This is a genomic window from Streptomyces sp. NPDC005151 (assembly GCF_053599875.1).
This window is the reverse complement of record NZ_JBSFYR010000008.1, coordinates 62545-79450: the sequence shown is the minus strand read 5'-3', so window position 1 is coordinate 79450 and position 16906 is coordinate 62545. Positions and strand designations below refer to the sequence as shown.

The window sequence follows — 16906 nt, the reverse complement described above, 5'->3', positions numbered from 1 at the left end:
GATCTACTTGTATCGGTAGACGATCCGGCCACGCGTCAGGTCGTACGGAGACAGCTCCACCACGACCCGGTCATCCGGGAGGATACGGATGTAGTGCATCCGCATCTTGCCGCTGATGTGCGCGAGGACCTTGTGACCGTTCTGGAGTTCCACCTTGAACATGGCGTTCGGGAGGGACTCGATCACGGTGCCCTCAATTTCGATGGCACCTTGCTTCTTGGCCACGCTTCGCCTTTCGAATCGGCTACCTTGATCGACTCTCCGCTCCGTATGCGGACACACGGATGCACGAGAGCCGACGAGTCAGTCTACGTCAGCGGACCCCAAAAGACGAATCCGTCAAGTTTGCCCACCGGAGTAGATCCTTAGACCTGCCCGGGGGGCGCGTTCTCGGCCGGTGGGACCCCTCAGCCCAGCGGGTCCGGCGCGGCCTCGATCCCGTACTCCGCCAGCTTCGCGCGGCCGCAGTCGGGGGCTGTCAGGACCAGGGGGCCCTGCTCAGTCAGGGCGATCGAGTGCTCCCAGTGCGAGGACCAGGTGCCGTCGGTCGTGATGACCGTCCAGTTGTCCTGGAGCACCTCGGTCTGCGGCGTACCGAGCGAGACCATCGGCTCGATGGCCAGGCAGACGCCGGGAACCAGCTTGATGCCCTTGCCGCGCTTGCGCGCGACGTAGTTCAGCAGGTGCGGGTCCATGTGCATCTCGGTGCCGATGCCGTGGCCGCCGTAGTCCTCGATGATCCCGTACTTGCCGGTGGCCGGACGCGGCTGACGGCGGATGTAGGACTCGATCGCCTTCGAGATATCGACGAGGCGGTTGTTCACCTTCATCGCCGCGATCCCGGCCCACATGGACTCCTCGGTCACCCGGGACAGCTCGATGAGCTCCGGAGCGTGACTGGTCCCGACGAACGCCGTGTACGCCGCGTCGCCGTGCCAGCCGTCCACGATCGCGCCGGCGTCGATGGAGATGATGTCGCCGTCCTTGAGGACGGTCTTCTCGTCCGGGATGCCGTGCACGACGACCTCGTTGACCGAGGCGCAGATGGTCGCGGGGAACCCGCCGTACCCGAGGAAGTTCGACTTCGCACCGTGGTCGGCGATCACCTTGCGTGCGACCTGGTCCAGGTCGTGGGTGGTGGCACCGGGCACCGCCGCCTCGCGGGTGGCCGTGTGAATGGCAGCGACCACCAGCCCCGCCTCACGCATCTTCGCGATCTGCTCGGGGGTCTTGATCTGCACCATTGCGCGGCGCCTCTCTGCATCGAACGGGAACGGGTGCGGCGTACTCCACGATACGGCGCAAACAGTCGGCCGCGGCGCCCAAGGACGCCGCGGCCGTCTGTACAGGTATTACGGGTGTTCCTCAGTCCTCGCGGGCCTTCTTGAGGGCTTCCATCGACCGCTTGGTCACGTCCTCGACCTTGCCGAGCGCCGAGATCGTGACCACCAGACCCTGGGCCCGGTAGTAGTCGATGATCGGCTCGGTCTGGGTGTGGTAGACCTCGAGCCGGGTCCGGACCGTTTCCTCGGTGTCGTCGTCGCGCTGGTACAGCTCGCCGTCGCAGGTGTCGCAGACACCCTCGGTCTTCGGCGCGTTGTACGTCACGTGGAAGACGTGCGCGCTGTCGTTGCGGCAGATACGCCGGCCCGCGATGCGCTTGACGACCTCGTCCTCGGGGACCTCCAGGTCGAGAACCGCGTCCAGCGTCACGCCCTCGCTCTTGAGCATCTCGTCGAGCGCCTCGGCCTGGCCCACGTTGCGCGGGAAGCCGTCGAGCAGGAAGCCGTTCACGGCGTCCGGCTGGGACATGCGGTCCTTGGCCATCGCGATGGTGACCTCGTCCGGCACCAGCTGCCCCGCGTCCATGTAGGCGCGGGCCTGCTTGCCAAGGTCAGTGCCCTGGCTGATGTTGGCGCGGAAGAGATCGCCCGTGGAGATGTGCGGAATCGACAGGTTCTTGGCAAGGTACGCAGCCTGCGTTCCCTTGCCGGCACCGGGCGGCCCGACGAGGACGATTCGCATCAGCGGAGGAACCCTTCGTAATTGCGCTGCTGGAGCTGACTCTCAATCTGCTTCACGGTCTCCAGACCCACACCCACGATGATGAGGATGCTCGTCCCGCCGAACGGGAAGTTCTGGTTAGCGCCACCGAAGCCTGCCAACGCCATCGTCGGCACGAGAGCGATCAGACCCAGGTACAGCGAGCCCGGCCAAGTAATCCTGTTGAGCACGTAGCTCAGGTACTCGGCAGTAGGTCGACCAGCCCGGATACCCGGGATGAACCCACCATACTTCTTCATGTTGTCGGCGACTTCCTCGGGGTTGAACGAAATCGCCACATAGAAGAAGGCGAAGAAGACGATCAACAGGAAGTACGCCGTGATGTAGTACGGGTGGTCGCCCTTGACGAAGTGATCCTTGATCCATGTGGCCCAGCCCGAAGTGGAGTTGGAGAACTGGACGACCAGGGCCGGAATGTAGAGCAGCGAAGAAGCGAAGATGACGGGAATCACACCCGCCTGATTCACCTTCAGCGGGATGTACGTGGACGTACCGCCGTACGACCTGCGGCCGATCATGCGCTTCGCGTACTGCACCGGGATACGGCGCTGGGCCTGCTCGACGAAGACCACGAGGCCCACCATGACGAAGCCGACCAGGATGACGGTGGAGAACTCGATCCAGCCGTCCGCCAGCTTGCCGCTCTGCTTGATGGCCCACAGGGCACCGGGGAAGCTGGCAGCGATCGAGATGAACATCAGGATCGACATGCCGTTGCCGATGCCGCGGTCGGTGATGAGCTCACCGAGCCACATGACGGCAGCGGTGCCCGCGGTCATGGTGATCACCATGACGATGGTCGTGAAGATCGAGTGGTTCGGAACGATCTGGTCGGCGACCGGGCAGCCGCTGAACAGCGCGCCGCTGGTGGCGGTGGCCACCAGGCCGGTGCCCTGGAGGATGGCGAGCGCGACGGTCAGATAACGCGTGTACTGCGTGATCTTGGCCTGGCCGGACTGCCCCTCCTTCTTGAGCGCCTCGAGTCGGGGAATGACCACGGTCAGCAGCTGAAGGATGATGCTGGCCGTGATGTACGGCATGATGCCGAGCGCGAAGATCGTGATCTGCAGCAGTGCACCACCGCTGAACATGTTCACCAGGCCGAAGAGGCTGTTGTTGCCCTTACTTGCCTGGTCAACACAGGTCTGGACGTTCTCGTAGCTCACTCCCGGTACCGGGATGTGCGCCCCGAGCCGGTAGAGCACGATGATGCCGAGCGTGAAGAGCAGCTTCTTGCGCAGGTCGGGCGTCTTGAACGCCCGGGCGAACGCGGTGAGCACGGTGCCTCCTGCGACCCCCGCGCAGAGCGAGAGGTGACGGTCTTGAGGATCGACAAATACGAAACAGTCAAAGATTCCCGGGCATGCGCCCAGGGTTACCACAGCAACAGTGCACGCCACCTTACCGGCGACCATGCCCCCCTAGGAACGACCAACCGGGGATGCCCCAAATAAGAGGCATCCCCGGTCGGATGTTCAAGCCATCGAGTTGTCCGAGTTGTCTCAGACGAGCTCAGTGACGGTGCCGCCGGCGGCGGCAATCTTCTCCTTGGCGGAGCCGGAGACGGCGTCAACCGAAACCTGCAGCGCCACGGAGATCTCGCCCTGTCCGAGGACCTTGACGAGGTGGTTGTTGCGCACCGCACCCTTGGCGACCAGGTCGGCCACGGTGACCTCTCCACCCTCGGGGTAGAGCGTCGCGAGCTTGTCCAGGTTCACGACCTGGTACTCGGTGCGGAACGGGTTCTTGAAGCCCTTGAGCTTCGGGAGACGCATGTGGAGGGGCATCTGGCCACCCTCGAAGCGCTCCGGAACCTGGTAGCGGGCCTTGGTGCCCTTGGTACCACGACCAGCGGTCTTACCCTTGGACGCCTCACCACGACCCACACGGGTCTTGGCGGTCTTGGCGCCCGGGGCAGGCCGGAGGTCGTGGGCCTTCAGCGGCTTGTTCTCCGCCATGTCAGTCGACCTCCTCAACCGTCACGAGGTGGCGGACGGTGTGCACCATTCCGCGGAACTCGGGGCGGTCCTCCTTGACAACCACGTCGTGCAGGCGCTTGAGCCCGAGCGAACGAAGGGTGTCGCGGTGGTTCTGCTTGCTGCCGATGTACGACTTCGTCTGCGTGATCTTGAGGCGAGCCATTACGCACCCGCTCCCGCACGTGCACGAAGCAGAGCCGCGGGGGCGACGTCCTCGAGGGGCAGACCACGGCGAGCCGCGATCTCCTCGGGACGCTGCAGGCCCTTGAGGGCCGTCACGGTCGCGTGCACGATGTTGATCGCGTTGGACGAGCCAAGCGACTTCGACAGGATGTCGTGAACGCCGGCGCACTCCAGAACGGCGCGCACCGGGCCACCGGCGATAACACCGGTACCGGGGGAAGCCGGCTTCAGCAGCACGACGCCGGCTGCCTTCTCGCCCGTGATCGGGTGAGGGATGGTGCCCTGGATGCGCGGAACCTTGAAGAAGTTCTTCTTGGCTTCTTCCACGCCCTTGGCAATGGCCGCGGGAACTTCCTTGGCCTTGCCGTAACCGACACCGACGGTGCCGTCACCATCGCCCACCACGACCAGCGCGGTGAAGCTGAAGCGACGACCACCCTTCACAACCTTGGCGACGCGGTTGATCGCGACAACGCGCTCAACGTACGCGGTCTTCTCGGCGGCAGCTGCGCCGCCGTCACGGCCCTTCCGGTCCCGCCGCTCGCCGCCACCGGCACCGCTTCCGCGGCGCTGGGGTCCAGCCATTGGATTTACCTCTCTCTGTTACGTCCGCTGTGCGTAGGAACCGGGGCTTAGAACTTCAGCCCGGCTTCACGGGCGGCGTCAGCCAGAGCGGCAATCCGCCCGGCGTACTGGTTACCACCGCGGTCAAACACGACGGCCTCGACGCCTGCGGCCTTGGCACGCTCGGCGACCAGGGCCCCGACCTGCTTGGCCAGGGCGCTCTTGTCACCCTCGCCACCACGGATGGACACGTCCAGGGTCGACGCCGACGCGAGCGTGTGGCCCGCGATGTCGTCGATGACCTGAGCGACCATGTGGCGGTTGGAACGCGTCACGACCAAGCGCGGACGCTCCGGCGAACCGGAGATGTGCTTGCGGACACGAATGTGACGACGCTTGAGGGCTGCACGCTTGTACGCGTCGCCCTTGGCGATCTTTACACCGTATGCCATGGCTACTTACCCGCCTTTCCGACCTTGCGGCGGATGACCTCGCCGGCGTACTTGACGCCCTTGGCCTTGTACGGGTCAGGCTTCCGCAGCTTGCGGATCTTGGCCGCGGTCTCGCCGACCTTCTGCTTGTCGATGCCCTCGACGGAGAACTTCGTGGGGGACTCCACCTTGAAGGTGATGCCCTCCGGGGCCTCGATCAGGATCGGGTGGCTGTAGCCCAGGGCGAACTCCAGGTTGGAGCCCTTCGCCTGGACGCGGTAACCGACACCACTGATCTCGAGCGCCTTGATGTATCCCTGGGTCACACCGGTGATCATGTTCGCCACCAGCGTGCGGGACAGGCCGTGAAGGGCCTTGTTCTGACGCTCGTCGTTCGGGCGGACGACGTTCAGAACGCCGTCCTCACCCTTGGTGACCTCGATCGGCGCGGCAACGGTGTGCGAGAGGGAACCCTTGGGGCCCTTCACCGCGACCGTACGGCCATCGATGGTGACGTCCACACCGGCGGGAACCTGGATGGGGAGCTTGCCGATTCGCGACATGAGCTATTCCTCCGTTCCCGACTACCAGACGTAGGCGAGGACTTCCCCACCTACGCCCTTCTTCTGAGCCTGCTGGCCGGTCAGGAGACCGTGGGACGTGGAGATGATCGCCACGCCCAGGCCGCCGAGGACCTTCGGCAGGTTGGTGGACTTTGCGTATACACGCAGACCCGGCTTCGAGATTCGCTTGATGCCGGCGATCGAGCGCTCGCGGTTCGGGCCGAACTTCAGCTCGAGGACGAGGTTCTTGCCAACCTCGGCGTCCTCGACCTTCCAGCCCGTGATGAAGCCCTCCTGCTGGAGGATCTCCGCGATGTGCGACTTGATCTTGCTGTGCGGCATCACGACGTCGTCGTGGTACGCCGAGTTCGCGTTACGCAGACGCGTGAGCATGTCTGCGATGGGATCAGTCATGGTCATGAATTGGCCTTCGGCCTCTCTCGCCGGGGTTTCCTGTATGCGCCATCCCTCTCCCCACTCAGTGGCGGGACGGGTGCGGTGCGGGGACCTACGGCGTAGTAAGTCGGTCTAGGGCGGCAGGCGCCCAACCCGTCAAGCCTACGGCATGAAGAGCCGGGCTCCTGCCGACCAGATACTTACCGAGAGCTTCCGGGTATTCCCAACGCCCAAAGGGCGAAGGAGATTACCAGGAACTCTTGGTCACGCCCGGCAGCTCGCCACGGTGGGCCATCTCACGAAGGCACACGCGGCACAGGCCGAACTTGCGGTAGACGGAGTGGGGCCGGCCGCAGCGCTGGCAGCGGGTGTACCCGCGCACGCCGAACTTCGGCTTACGGGCGGCCTTAGCGATCAGAGACTTCTTCGCCACGGTCAGTTCTCCTTGAACGGGAAGCCGAGGTGACGAAGGAGGGCACGACCCTCGTCGTCATTGGTCGCCGTGGTGACCACGGTGATGTCCATGCCCCGGACCCGGTCGATCTTGTCCTGGTCGATCTCGTGGAACATGACCTGCTCCGTGAGACCGAAGGTGTAGTTGCCACGGCCGTCGAACTGCTTCGGCGACAGGCCACGGAAGTCACGGATCCGCGGCAGCGCGAGCGACAGCGTACGGTCCAGGAACTCCCACATCCGGTCACCGCGGAGGGTGACGTGGCAGCCGATCGGCTGACCCTCGCGCAGCTTGAACTGCGCGATGGACTTGCGGGCCTTGGTGACGGCCGGCTTCTGGCCCGTGATCGTGGTGAGGTCGCGCACGGCGCCATCGATCAGCTTGGAGTCGCGGGCGGCGTCGCCCACACCCATGTTGACCACGATCTTGACCAGGCCGGGGATCTGCATGACGTTCTCGTACGAGAACTCCTCACGCAGCTTGCCGGCGATTTCCTCGCGGTAGCGCGTCTTGAGACGCGGCGCAGTGGTGGCAGTCATCAGATGTCCTCACCGGTCCGCTTGGCAACGCGGATCTTCTTGCCCTCGTCGTCAAAGCGGTAGCCGACGCGGGTGACGACCTTGTTGCCGTCCTTCTCCACGATCAGCTGAACGTTGCTGACGTGAATCGGGGCCTCGGTGGTGACAATGCCACCGGTCTGCGAGCCGCGAGCCGTCTGACCGGCCTTCGTGTGCTTCTTGACCCGGTTGACACCCTCGACGAGGACGCGGTCCTGAGCAGGGTAGGCAACGATGACCTTGCCCTGCTTGCCCTTGTCCTTACCGGTGATGACCTGAACCAGGTCGCCCTTCTTGATCTTCATGCTTACAGCACCTCCGGCGCGAGCGAGATGATCTTCATGAACTTCTTCTCGCGCAGCTCACGGCCCACCGGGCCGAAGATACGGGTGCCGCGGGGGTCGCCGTCGTTCTTCAGAATGACGGCGGCGTTCTCGTCGAAGCGGATGTACGAGCCATCCTGACGACGACGCTCCTTGACGGTGCGAACGATGACGGCCTTGACGACGTCACCCTTCTTCACGTTGCCACCGGGGATCGCGTCCTTGACGGTGGCGACGATGACGTCACCGATGCCCGCGTAGCGGCGACCCGAACCACCGAGAACACGGATGGTGAGGATTTCCTTCGCACCCGTGTTGTCGGCGACGCGAAGTCGCGACTCCTGCTGGATCACGTCTATCTCCTGATCGTCTGCCGGTTCCCGGCGGGGTTCGAACCCTGAACGGGTCGAACCCCACCGAGCCTGGCGGAACTTGCCTGAGGGGAATGCCCCTCAGGAATTACTTGGCCTTCTCGAGGATCTCGACGACGCGCCACCGCTTCGTGGCGGACAGCGGCCGGGTCTCCATGAGGAGGACACGGTCGCCGACGCCGGCGGCGTTCTGCTCGTCGTGAGCCTTGAGCTTGTTCGTACGGCGGATGACCTTGCCGTACAGGGCGTGCTTGACACGGTCCTCGACAGCGACGACGACGGTCTTGTCCATCTTGTCGCTGACGACGAGACCCTCACGGGTCTTGCGGAAACCGCGGTCGGTGTTCGTCTCAGTCACAGTCTTCTCGCTCATCAGGCGCTCTCCACCGTCTCGATGCCCAGCTCGCGCTCGCGCATCAGGGTGTAGATCCGGGCGATGTCCTTACGGACGGACTTGAGCCGGCCGTGGTTCTCGAGCTGCCCGGTCGCCGCCTGAAAGCGGAGATTGAACAGCTCTTCCTTGGCCTCGCGGAGCTTGTTGAGGAGCTCCTCGTTGCCCAGCTCGCGCAGCTCGGACGCCTTGGTACCGGCCGACATCACGACTCACCTGCCTCGCGCCGAACGATCCGGCACTTCATCGGAAGCTTGTGAGCAGCGCGGGTAAGCGCCTCACGAGCAATCTTCTCGTTCGGGTAGGACAGCTCGAACATCACCCGACCGGGCTTGACGTTCGCGATCCACCACTCGGGAGAACCCTTACCGGAACCCATGCGGGTCTCGGCAGGCTTCTTCGTCAGGGGGCGGTCCGGGTAGATGTTGATCCAGACCTTGCCGCCACGCTTGATGTGGCGGGTCATCGCGATACGAGCTGCCTCGATCTGGCGGTTCGTCACGTACGCCGGGGTCAGCGCCTGGATGCCGTACTCGCCGAACGCAACCTGCGTGCCACCCTTGGACATACCGCTGCGCTTCGGGTGGTGCTGCTTGCGGTGCTTGACCCTACGGGGGATCAGCATTTCGGTCAGGCCTCCGTTCCGGTGCTCTCAGCCGGAGCAGCGGCGGCGGGAGCGTCGGCCTTGGGGGCCTCGGCTGCCGGCGCGGACTGCTGCGGCTTGCGACCGCGACCGCCACGCTCGCCACCGCGGCCACCACGGCCGGCCGGGCGGTCAGCGCCGCCACGGGCCGGGCGGTTGCCAGCGCGGGCAGCAGCGTTCTCGGCGCGGACCTCAGCGATGTTCTTGACGTCGCCCTTGTAGATCCAGACCTTCACACCGATGCGGCCGAAGGTCGTCTTGGCCTCGAAGAAGCCGTAGTCGACGTTCGCACGGAGCGTGTGCAGGGGCACACGGCCCTCGCGGTAGAACTCCGAGCGGGACATCTCGGCGCCGCCGAGGCGGCCACCGCACTGGATCTTGATGCCCTTGGCGCCGGCCTTCATCGAGCTCTGCATGCTCTTGCGCATCGCACGACGGAAGGAGACGCGGGAGGAGAGCTGCTCGGCGACGGCCTGGGCCACCAGCTGAGCGTCCACCTCGGGGTTCTTGACCTCGAGGATGTTCAGCTGGACCTGCTTGCCGGTCAGCTTCTCCAGCTCGCCACGGATGCGGTCGGCCTCGGCGCCACGGCGACCGATGACGATGCCCGGGCGGGCGGTGTGGATGTCAACGCGGACGCGGTCGCGGGTGCGCTCGATCTCAACCTTCGAGATACCGGCCCGCTCCATGCCCTTCGTCATCATGCGACGAATGGCGACGTCTTCCTTGACGTAGTCCTTGTACAGCTTGTCGGCGTACCAACGGGACTTGAAGTCCGTGGTGATGCCGAGCCGGAACCCGTGCGGGTTTACCTTCTGGCCCATTACCGGGTTCCTTCCTTGCTGCTGACGACCACGGTGATGTGGCTGGTCCGCTTACGGATCCGGTAGGCACGGCCCTGAGCACGCGGACGGAACCGCTTCAGGGTCGGGCCCTCGTCCACGTACGCCTCGCTGATGACCAGCGAAGAGGCGTCGGTGTGGTCGTAGTTGTGTGCAGCGTTGGCAATGGCGCTGTCCAGCACCTTGCCAACCGGCACGCTCGCGGCCTGCGGGGCGAAACGCAGGACCGCCTGAGCCTCCGTGGCATCCATGCCACGGATGAGGTCCACCACGCGGCGGGCCTTCATGGGCGTGACGCGGATGTACCGCGCCTGGGCCCTGGCTTCCATGGTTGTCCCTTCGGTGTAAGTCATAGTCAGTCACCCCGCGCTAGCGGCGCTTCGACTTCCGGTCGTCCTTGACGTGGCCGCGGAAGGTGCGAGTCGGCGAGAACTCGCCGAGCTTGTGGCCGACCATCGACTCGGTGACGAACACCGGGACGTGAATCTTGCCGTTGTGCACCGCGATGGTGTGACCCAGCATGGCCGGGACGATCATCGAGCGACGGGACCAGGTCTTGATGACGTTCTTGGTGCCTGCCTCGTTCTGTACGTCCACCTTCTTGATGAGGTGGCCGTCGACGAAGGGCCCCTTCTTGAGACTGCGCGGCATCTAAACCCGCTCCTAGCGCTTCTTGTTCGTCTTGCGGCGGCGGACGATGTACTTGCTCGATGCCTTCTTCGGCGAGCGAGTACGACCCTCCTTCTGACCCCACGGCGAGACCGGGTGGCGACCACCGGAGGTCTTGCCCTCACCACCACCGTGCGGGTGGTCAACCGGGTTCATCGCGACACCGCGGACGGTCGGGCGAACGCCCTTCCAGCGCATACGGCCGGCCTTGCCCCAGTTGATGTTCGACTGCTCGGCGTTGCCGACCTCGCCGATCGTGGCGCGGCAGCGGGCGTCGACCAGGCGGATCTCACCCGACGGCATACGAAGGTGGGCCATGGTGCCCTCCTTCGCCAGCAGCTGCACGGAGGCACCCGCGGAACGGGCGAACTTCGCGCCGCCGCCGGGCCGCAGCTCGATGGCGTGGATGGTCGTACCGACCGGGATGTTGCGCAGCGCCAGGTTGTTACCGGGCTTGATGTCGGCCGTCGGGCCGTTCTCGACCCGGTCGCCCTGCGTCAGTCCACGCGGCGCGATGATGTAGCGCTTCTCGCCGTCCGCGTAGTGCAGGAGCGCGATGCGCGCGGTGCGGTTCGGGTCGTACTCGATGTGCGCGACCTTGGCCGGCACGCCGTCCTTGTCGTGACGACGGAAGTCGATCACTCGGTAGGCGCGCTTGTGGCCACCGCCCTGGTGGCGAACGGTCACACGACCGGCGTTGTTACGGCCGCCCTTGCTGTGCAGGGGGCGGACCAGCGACTTCTCCGGCGTGGACCGCGTGATCTCGACAAAGTCGGCGACGCTGGAGCCACGACGGCCCGGGGTCGTCGGCTTGTACTTGCGGATACCCATTTCTCAGTCCTCGTCCGATTCCGGACGACTCGACCTCCGTCAGGAGGTCGGGCCGCCGAAGATGTCGATACGGTCGCCCTCGGCGAGGGTCACGATGGCGCGCTTGGTGTCAGCGCGCTTGCCGAAACCGGTCTTGGTGCGCTTGCGCTTACCCTGCCGGTTGATCGTGTTGACCCCGGTGACCTTGACCGAGAAGACCGCTTCCACGGCCTGCTTGATCTGGGTCTTGTTGGAGCCGGGCGCGACGATGAACGTGTACTTGTTCTCGTCGAGCAGCGCGTAGCTCTTCTCGGAAACGACCGGCTTGACGAGAACGTCGCGCGGGTCCGTGAAGGTCTTGCTGGTTACGGTCGCCTCGCTCATCAGGCGTCGCTCCCTTCGGTCTCATCGGCCTTGGGGCCAGACACGAAGGACTCGAAAGCGGCCTGGGTGAAGACCACGTCGTCGGAGACGATCACGTCGTACGTGTTGAGCTGGCCCGGCTCCAGGATGTGCACCTGGGGCAGGTTGCGGGCGGACAGCCACGCGGCCTCGTCGGCGCGGTCGACGATCAGGAGCAGGTTCTTGCGCTCCGAGATCTTGCCGAGCAGCGTCTTCGCGGCCTTCGTGGAGACTGCACCGTCGACCACGCCGGTGACGACGTGGATACGGGAGTGGCGTGCCCGGTCGGAGAGGGCACCGCGCAGGGCGGCGGCCTTCATCTTCTTCGGGGTGCGCTGCGAGTAGTCACGCGGCTGCGGGCCGTGGACGACGCCACCGCCGACGAACTGCGGTGCGCGGGTCGAACCCTGGCGGGCGCGGCCGGTGCCCTTCTGGCGGTACGGCTTGCGGCCACCACCACGGACTTCGCCGCGACGCTTGGTCTTGTGCGTGCCCTGACGGGCAGCAGCCAGCTGAGCGACAACGACCTGGTGGATCAGCGGAACGCTGGTCTTCGCGTCGAAGATCTCCGCGGGGAGCTCGACGGTACCGGCCTTGTCGCCTGCCGGCGAAAGGATGTCAATGGTGCTCATTACCTCAAGCCCCCTTGGCCGCGGTACGGACCAGGACGAGGCCGCCGTTCGGACCGGGGACTGCGCCCTTGATGAGGAGCAGACCCTTCTCCGCGTCAACCGCGTGGATGGTCAGGTTCTGGGTGGTGACACGCTCGTTGCCCATGCGACCCGCCATGCGCATGCCCTTGAAGACACGGCCGGGGGTGGCACAGCCACCGATGGAGCCGGGCATACGGTGCACACGGTGGGCACCGTGGGACGCCTTGCCACCCTTGAAGTTGTGACGCTTCATCACACCGGCGAAGCCCTTGCCCTTGCTCTTGCCCGTGACGTCAACCTTGACGCCGGACTCGAACACTGCGGCAGTGACCTCCTGGCCCAGCGTGTACTCGCTGGCGTCAGGGGTGCGGAGCTCCACCAGGTGGCGGCGCGGGGTCACGTCGGCCTTGGCGAAGTGGCCCTTGAGGGGCTTGTTCACCTTGCGCGGGTCGATCTCGCCGAAGGCGATCTGGACCGACTCGTAGCCGTCGCTGTCGTTGGTGCGGACCTGGGTGACGACGCAGGGCCCGGCCTTGACGACGGTCACCGGGACGACCCGGTTGTTCTCGTCCCAGACCTGGGTCATGCCGAGCTTCTCGCCCAGGACGCCCTTAATGTTCTTAGCCATCTCGCGCGTCACCTCAGAGCTTGATCTCGATGTCGACGCCGGCCGGCAGGTCGAGACGCATCAGCGAGTCAACCGTCTTCGGCGTGGGGTCGAGGATGTCGATGAGGCGCTTGTGCGTGCGCATCTCGAAGTGCTCGCGCGAGTCCTTGTACTTGTGCGGCGACTTGATGACGCAGTACACGTTCTTCTCAGTGGGCAGCGGCACCGGGCCCGCGACCGACGCACCAGTGCGGGTCACCGTCTCGACGATCTTCTTCGCCGAGGAGTCGATGACCTCGTGGTCGTAGGCCTTGAGCCGGATGCGGATCTTCTGTCCCGCCATGGCTACTAGTAGTCCTGTCTCTCGTAACGCTCTGGAACCCGGGGGTTCTCGTAACTCCCCCTCCGACCCACGCGGTCGGGCGTGTCGCATCCCCTCTACGCAGATCTCCCGAAGGATTTCCCAACCAAGGGGGTGCGGGCCGTGGACCGCGCTGTGCTCAATCAAGAGCGTCGGGGGTGGAACACCCACCGGGTGCCTGGTCGGCGCCCCACTTACGCTTCCCGAAAGATTCCCGTACGTCCGGCCCACATGGGGCCGACGAGTACTGTGGGACTCGCTTCCGGTCCTCCCGGCGGGAGGCGCGCAGCATTGACACTCAACCGAGCAACCTGGTCAGTGTGCCATACGCGGCGGGAGCCTGGCCAATCCGGCCGAAGAGATTACCCCGCGGGTGTTGCGTGTCAAACCGCGCCTCACCCGGCACCCGGCGACGCGCCGACGGGGCGTCGGGAGAAAGGGACGCCAGGGTGACTTCGTCCGGACCGTCGAGGGATTCGCTGCCGACGACATCGGGCGGCAGGTAACGGAGGTGGGTCACGCCCGGCCATGTACGGACCGGTACGCACTCGTCACCCACGCCGTGGTGCTCGTCGACGAGGACGTGCCGACCCGACGCAACGCCGCACGCGAGCACCCGGCGCCGTCCGGTGTTCTCGCCGCCCAGCTGCACCGCTTCGGCCCGCCCTACCCGGGCCAGGCGCACCGCACCTGGTACATCGGGGCGAGTGGGACGATCGAGGTGGAGGCATAGCCGTGCGCACCAGCGAGGAGATCTACCACCGGGTGCGCTGGGACGCGCGCTTCGACCCCGCCCGCTTCGTCGTCGGCGTCAACCAGCGCGGCGCCCCGCCCAAGCGGGTCCCGCTGCCCGTGTTCGTGCCGGGCGGCGACATCCCCTGGCACCGGGTGCAGTTCTTCGAGGCCGACGGCGAGGTCGTCTGGGACCGGACCACGGGCGTCGACCGGATGGACGACACGGACGCCGGGCGGGTGCGGGAGGCACGCCGGCTGCGGGCACCGTTCTTCACCGCCCGCACGCCGTACGCCTGGGACGGCGCCGACTGGGTCCCGGCGCGGACGCCCCGGGGTACCGGGCCTGCGGGACGGCTGCGCGTACTGACCTGGAACACCCTGTGGGACCGCTACGACGCCGACCGCATCGACACGGCCGCGCGCAGACCGCTGCTGATCGCCGCGCTCCGCGAGGCCGGCGCCGATGTCGTCGCGCTCCAGGAGGTCGAGCCACAGCTGCTCACACTGCTGCTGCGGGAGCCGTGGGTGCGTGAGGCATACACCCTGGGGACGGAGGCGCGGGACGTCGACGAGTGCGGTCTGGTGCTGCTGAGCAAGCTGCCCGTGCGGGAGGCCGGTCACCACGAGCTCGGCCCGCACAAAGCGGTGACGGCCCTCGTCGCGGAGACCGGCGCCGGGCCGGTCACGGTCGCCGCAACCCACCTGAGCAGCGACCGCTCAGAGAATGGCACACAGCGGCGGGACGACGAACTGGTCCGGATCGCCGAGGGACTGGCATCCCTGGATGGCGACCTCGTCCTCATGGGCGACTTCAACGACGGCACCGACGCGCCGGGCACGACGCTCGGGATGCGCGACGCGTGGAGCGAGGTGCACGGTCCGGGCGATGCGACGCCGACGTTCGACCCGCGCGTCAATCCGCTGGCCGCGGTCTCCTCACCGACCGGGCGGGCGTCCCGGCTGGACCGGGTGCTGCTGCGCGCGGAGGGGCTGCGGGTGCGGCGCGCCGAACTCCGCGGCGACGTCCCCACGACCGAGGGCCTGTACATCTCCGACCACTACGGCGTGCTGACCGAACTGGCCCCGGTGGACGCGGAGAGCGCCGAGGCCCTGGACGTACAGCCCACGGCCCGTACGGCACTGGCATGGATTCCGCCGCAGGAGCTCTGGCCGCCGCTGCAGGCGATCCGGCGGGACCACGACCCGCAGATCCGCCGCTGGCCGCCACACGTCAATCTGCTCTTCGGCTTCGTCCCCGAGTACACCTTCGAGCAGGCGGCGCCGCTGCTCGCCGCCGCTGCCGCCGCGTGTGCGCCCTTCGACGCGCGGCTGGCGGGTGTGCAGTGGTTCGGGCACCGCGAGGGGGCCACGGTGTGGCTGGACCCGGCGGCCGGGGGCGAGGAACCGTGGGCCGGCCTGTGGGAGGAGCTGGTACGGCGGTTCCCCACCTGCCGTGGCCACCACGGGGGCTTCACCCCGCACCTCAGCCTGGGCCGGACCACGGACCCGCACGCCCTGGCCGCCGAATGCGGTGCGCGGCTCGATCCGATGCCGGTCCGGGTCGGGGAGCTGGCGCTGCTGACGCGCCGCGGCGACGAGCCGATGCGGGTACGGGCGACGGTGGCGCTGGGAACGGGCGAGGTGCGCTGGGTACCGGACGCACAGCCGGCGGACGAGCCCCCCGCGCCCGGCCACGGGAACCCCGGCCCGGCCTCGGGCGGCGCCCGCCCGGTCGCGGACGCCACCGGTGTCGTACGCCGCGTCCGCGAGGCACTGGCCGGCGGGGTCGTCCATGTCGTCGGCTCCCGGCGCATGGGCTGCGCCCTGCCCGGCGCGGATCTGGATCTGGTGGCGGCGCTGCCGGGCAATGCCGAACCGACCGTTGTACGAGCTCGGTTGGCGGCGGCGTTGCCGGAGGCGGCGGACGTCCGGGAGGTGACCGGAGCCCGGGTCCCCGGTCTGCGGACGGACGTCGACGGCCTGCGCGTGGACCTGGTCGTGGTCCCCACCGGTCCGATGGACCCGGCGGATGCGGTCGAGCGCCGAGCGGAGTTGGGCGAGGCGGCGGCGGTCACGCTCAGCGCGGTGAGCGACGCGGAGGCGGTGCTCACCCTGGCGGGCGACCGGCAGGAGGCTTTCGCGCGACTGGCCCGAGAGGTCAAGGCGTGGGCGAAGGCACGCGGCCTGGACTCGGCGCCGTTCGGCGGACTCCCCGGCCTGGCGTGGTCCGTCCTGGCGGCCCGTACGGTCCGCGGGGCGGATGACCTGTCGCCCGACGGGCTGCTGCGGCACTTCTTCGCGACCTGGGCGGCCTGGGACTGGCGCGTGCCGGTGGGTACGGCGGGACCGCAGGCACCGGAACTGCCGGTCACGGTCACGACTCCGTCGGAGCCCGTACGCCCCTGCACCGATCAGGTCACGCCAGGCATGCGCGACCTGCTCACCCAGGAGCTGTTCCGCGCCTGGGAGCTGCTGGAGACGGGCTCCCCCGGGCTGCTGTCGCCGCCCCCGCTGCACCGCCGCCACGCGGCCTGGGCGGTCGTGGCCGTACGCCCGGGACCGGACGAGGACCAGGTGCGCGGCCGGATGCGCGCCCTGCTCGGCGACCTGTCGCACATGGCCCCCGAGTGCCACGCCTGGCCCCGCCCCTTCGGCACGGACCCGGTCCGCTACGCGATCGGTCTCGGTCCGGTCCCTCCGGACCGCGCACTGGTCGAGGGGGTCGCGGAGCGCCGACTGCGGGGGCTCACCGGGGTCACGCTCACGCGCGCCGACGGCGGGGCCGTGCCGACCCTGCACTGACCGGACCGGCCGACCGGCCCTCAGCGATTCACGCCTCGACAGCGAGTCACGGCCTCCCCCGCGACAGGGAGTGGATCAGCGAGCGGCGTCATGCGGCTTCGATGGC

The 16906-nt window shown here is 67.1% G+C and carries 26 protein-coding genes and 1 pseudogene; 2 read left to right on the top strand and 25 right to left on the bottom strand.

The features are described from left to right. Positions 1-3: 3 nt before the first annotated feature. The 25 genes from infA to rpsJ all read right to left on the bottom strand — a co-directional run bounded on the left by infA (position 4) and on the right by rpsJ (position 13245). The gene (gene infA, locus ACWD6R_RS07070) at positions 4-225 is read right to left on the bottom strand and encodes a translation initiation factor IF-1 (RefSeq protein WP_003956442.1); all 222 of its coding nucleotides are present in this window, start codon (positions 223-225) and stop codon (positions 4-6) included. A 182-nt stretch (positions 226-407) separates the two neighbouring features. Further along, positions 408-1244, bottom strand: a complete 837-nt coding sequence (map, locus tag ACWD6R_RS07065; protein ID WP_451817765.1) for a type I methionyl aminopeptidase — start codon at positions 1242-1244, stop codon at positions 408-410. Between the two features lie 121 nt (positions 1245-1365). After that, on the bottom strand, positions 1366-2025 hold the full coding sequence (locus tag ACWD6R_RS07060; RefSeq protein ID WP_451817764.1) for an adenylate kinase: 660 nt from the start codon (positions 2023-2025) through the stop codon (positions 1366-1368). After that, positions 2025-3344 carry a preprotein translocase subunit SecY gene (secY, locus tag ACWD6R_RS07055; RefSeq protein ID WP_451817763.1) on the bottom strand — a complete coding sequence of 440 codons (1320 nt, stop codon included), beginning with the start codon at positions 3342-3344 and terminating at the stop codon, positions 2025-2027. Before secY ends, ACWD6R_RS07060 begins: the two co-directional genes overlap by 1 nt. Positions 3345-3566: 222 nt before the next feature. Beyond that, positions 3567-4022, bottom strand: coding sequence for a 50S ribosomal protein L15 (gene rplO / locus ACWD6R_RS07050; RefSeq protein WP_018550610.1), 456 nt, complete (start codon positions 4020-4022; stop codon positions 3567-3569). Position 4023: 1 nt separating this feature from the next. Further along, the gene (gene rpmD / locus ACWD6R_RS07045; RefSeq protein WP_018550611.1) at positions 4024-4206 is read right to left on the bottom strand and encodes a 50S ribosomal protein L30; all 183 of its coding nucleotides are present in this window, start codon (positions 4204-4206) and stop codon (positions 4024-4026) included. Continuing rightward, the gene (gene rpsE, locus ACWD6R_RS07040) at positions 4206-4811 is read right to left on the bottom strand and encodes a 30S ribosomal protein S5 (protein WP_327422379.1); all 606 of its coding nucleotides are present in this window, start codon (positions 4809-4811) and stop codon (positions 4206-4208) included. Before rpsE ends, rpmD begins: the two co-directional genes overlap by 1 nt. Before the next feature lie 47 nt (positions 4812-4858). Further along, positions 4859-5242: a 50S ribosomal protein L18 gene (rplR, locus tag ACWD6R_RS07035; protein ID WP_266982593.1), complete on the bottom strand. Its 384-nt coding sequence runs from the start codon at positions 5240-5242 to the stop codon at positions 4859-4861. A 2-nt stretch (positions 5243-5244) separates the two neighbouring features. Next, positions 5245-5784: a 50S ribosomal protein L6 gene (gene rplF / locus ACWD6R_RS07030; protein ID WP_030977959.1), complete on the bottom strand. Its 540-nt coding sequence runs from the start codon at positions 5782-5784 to the stop codon at positions 5245-5247. A gap of 21 nt (positions 5785-5805) precedes the next feature. Further along, on the bottom strand, positions 5806-6204 hold the full coding sequence (gene rpsH, locus ACWD6R_RS07025; RefSeq protein ID WP_030977958.1) for a 30S ribosomal protein S8: 399 nt from the start codon (positions 6202-6204) through the stop codon (positions 5806-5808). Positions 6205-6427: 223 nt separating this feature from the next. After that, entirely contained in the window at positions 6428-6613 is a 186-nt protein-coding gene (locus tag ACWD6R_RS07020) for a type Z 30S ribosomal protein S14 (RefSeq protein WP_024491590.1), read from the bottom strand. A gap of 2 nt (positions 6614-6615) precedes the next feature. Beyond that, complete coding sequence (gene rplE / locus ACWD6R_RS07015) at positions 6616-7173, bottom strand: 50S ribosomal protein L5 (protein ID WP_037688009.1); 558 nt, start codon at positions 7171-7173, stop codon at positions 6616-6618. After that, positions 7173-7496, bottom strand: a complete 324-nt coding sequence (rplX, locus tag ACWD6R_RS07010; RefSeq protein WP_451817762.1) for a 50S ribosomal protein L24 — start codon at positions 7494-7496, stop codon at positions 7173-7175. The genes rplE and rplX overlap by 1 nt, the downstream gene beginning before the upstream one ends. A gap of 2 nt (positions 7497-7498) precedes the next feature. Continuing rightward, the gene (rplN, locus tag ACWD6R_RS07005) at positions 7499-7867 is read right to left on the bottom strand and encodes a 50S ribosomal protein L14 (protein WP_003966950.1); all 369 of its coding nucleotides are present in this window, start codon (positions 7865-7867) and stop codon (positions 7499-7501) included. 106 nt (positions 7868-7973) lie between these two features. Continuing rightward, positions 7974-8258: a 30S ribosomal protein S17 gene (gene rpsQ / locus ACWD6R_RS07000; RefSeq protein WP_030977953.1), complete on the bottom strand. Its 285-nt coding sequence runs from the start codon at positions 8256-8258 to the stop codon at positions 7974-7976. Further along, positions 8258-8482, bottom strand: coding sequence for a 50S ribosomal protein L29 (gene rpmC, locus ACWD6R_RS06995; RefSeq protein WP_015035581.1), 225 nt, complete (start codon positions 8480-8482; stop codon positions 8258-8260). Before rpmC ends, rpsQ begins: the two co-directional genes overlap by 1 nt. Beyond that, positions 8482-8901: a 50S ribosomal protein L16 gene (gene rplP / locus ACWD6R_RS06990; protein WP_014047785.1), complete on the bottom strand. Its 420-nt coding sequence runs from the start codon at positions 8899-8901 to the stop codon at positions 8482-8484. Before rplP ends, rpmC begins: the two co-directional genes overlap by 1 nt. Before the next feature lie 5 nt (positions 8902-8906). After that, positions 8907-9743 (bottom strand): 30S ribosomal protein S3, encoded by an 837-nt coding sequence (gene rpsC / locus ACWD6R_RS06985; RefSeq protein ID WP_037688007.1) that lies wholly within the window; start codon positions 9741-9743, stop codon positions 8907-8909. Next, on the bottom strand, positions 9743-10090 hold the full coding sequence (rplV, locus tag ACWD6R_RS06980; RefSeq protein WP_004571827.1) for a 50S ribosomal protein L22: 348 nt from the start codon (positions 10088-10090) through the stop codon (positions 9743-9745). Before rplV ends, rpsC begins: the two co-directional genes overlap by 1 nt. Before the next feature lie 40 nt (positions 10091-10130). Beyond that, positions 10131-10412 (bottom strand): 30S ribosomal protein S19, encoded by a 282-nt coding sequence (rpsS, locus tag ACWD6R_RS06975; RefSeq protein WP_003966956.1) that lies wholly within the window; start codon positions 10410-10412, stop codon positions 10131-10133. A gap of 12 nt (positions 10413-10424) precedes the next feature. Continuing rightward, positions 10425-11261 (bottom strand): 50S ribosomal protein L2, encoded by an 837-nt coding sequence (gene rplB / locus ACWD6R_RS06970; RefSeq protein ID WP_266982598.1) that lies wholly within the window; start codon positions 11259-11261, stop codon positions 10425-10427. Between the two features lie 39 nt (positions 11262-11300). Continuing rightward, positions 11301-11624 carry a 50S ribosomal protein L23 gene (rplW, locus tag ACWD6R_RS06965; RefSeq protein WP_037688005.1) on the bottom strand — a complete coding sequence of 108 codons (324 nt, stop codon included), beginning with the start codon at positions 11622-11624 and terminating at the stop codon, positions 11301-11303. After that, complete coding sequence (gene rplD, locus ACWD6R_RS06960) at positions 11624-12274, bottom strand: 50S ribosomal protein L4 (RefSeq protein ID WP_359106592.1); 651 nt, start codon at positions 12272-12274, stop codon at positions 11624-11626. Before rplD ends, rplW begins: the two co-directional genes overlap by 1 nt. A gap of 4 nt (positions 12275-12278) precedes the next feature. Further along, complete coding sequence (rplC, locus tag ACWD6R_RS06955; RefSeq protein WP_030914132.1) at positions 12279-12923, bottom strand: 50S ribosomal protein L3; 645 nt, start codon at positions 12921-12923, stop codon at positions 12279-12281. 13 nt (positions 12924-12936) lie between these two features. After that, positions 12937-13245 carry a 30S ribosomal protein S10 gene (gene rpsJ, locus ACWD6R_RS06950; RefSeq protein WP_003948644.1) on the bottom strand — a complete coding sequence of 103 codons (309 nt, stop codon included), beginning with the start codon at positions 13243-13245 and terminating at the stop codon, positions 12937-12939. Between the two features lie 556 nt (positions 13246-13801). Here rpsJ and ACWD6R_RS06945 point away from each other — a divergent pair. Further along, a pseudogene (locus tag ACWD6R_RS06945) lies at positions 13802-13996 on the top strand (RNA ligase family protein); the annotation flags it as partial. A gap of 2 nt (positions 13997-13998) precedes the next feature. Further along, on the top strand, positions 13999-16800 hold the full coding sequence (locus tag ACWD6R_RS06940; protein ID WP_451817761.1) for a poly(A) polymerase: 2802 nt from the start codon (positions 13999-14001) through the stop codon (positions 16798-16800). Positions 16801-16906 lie beyond the last annotated feature (106 nt).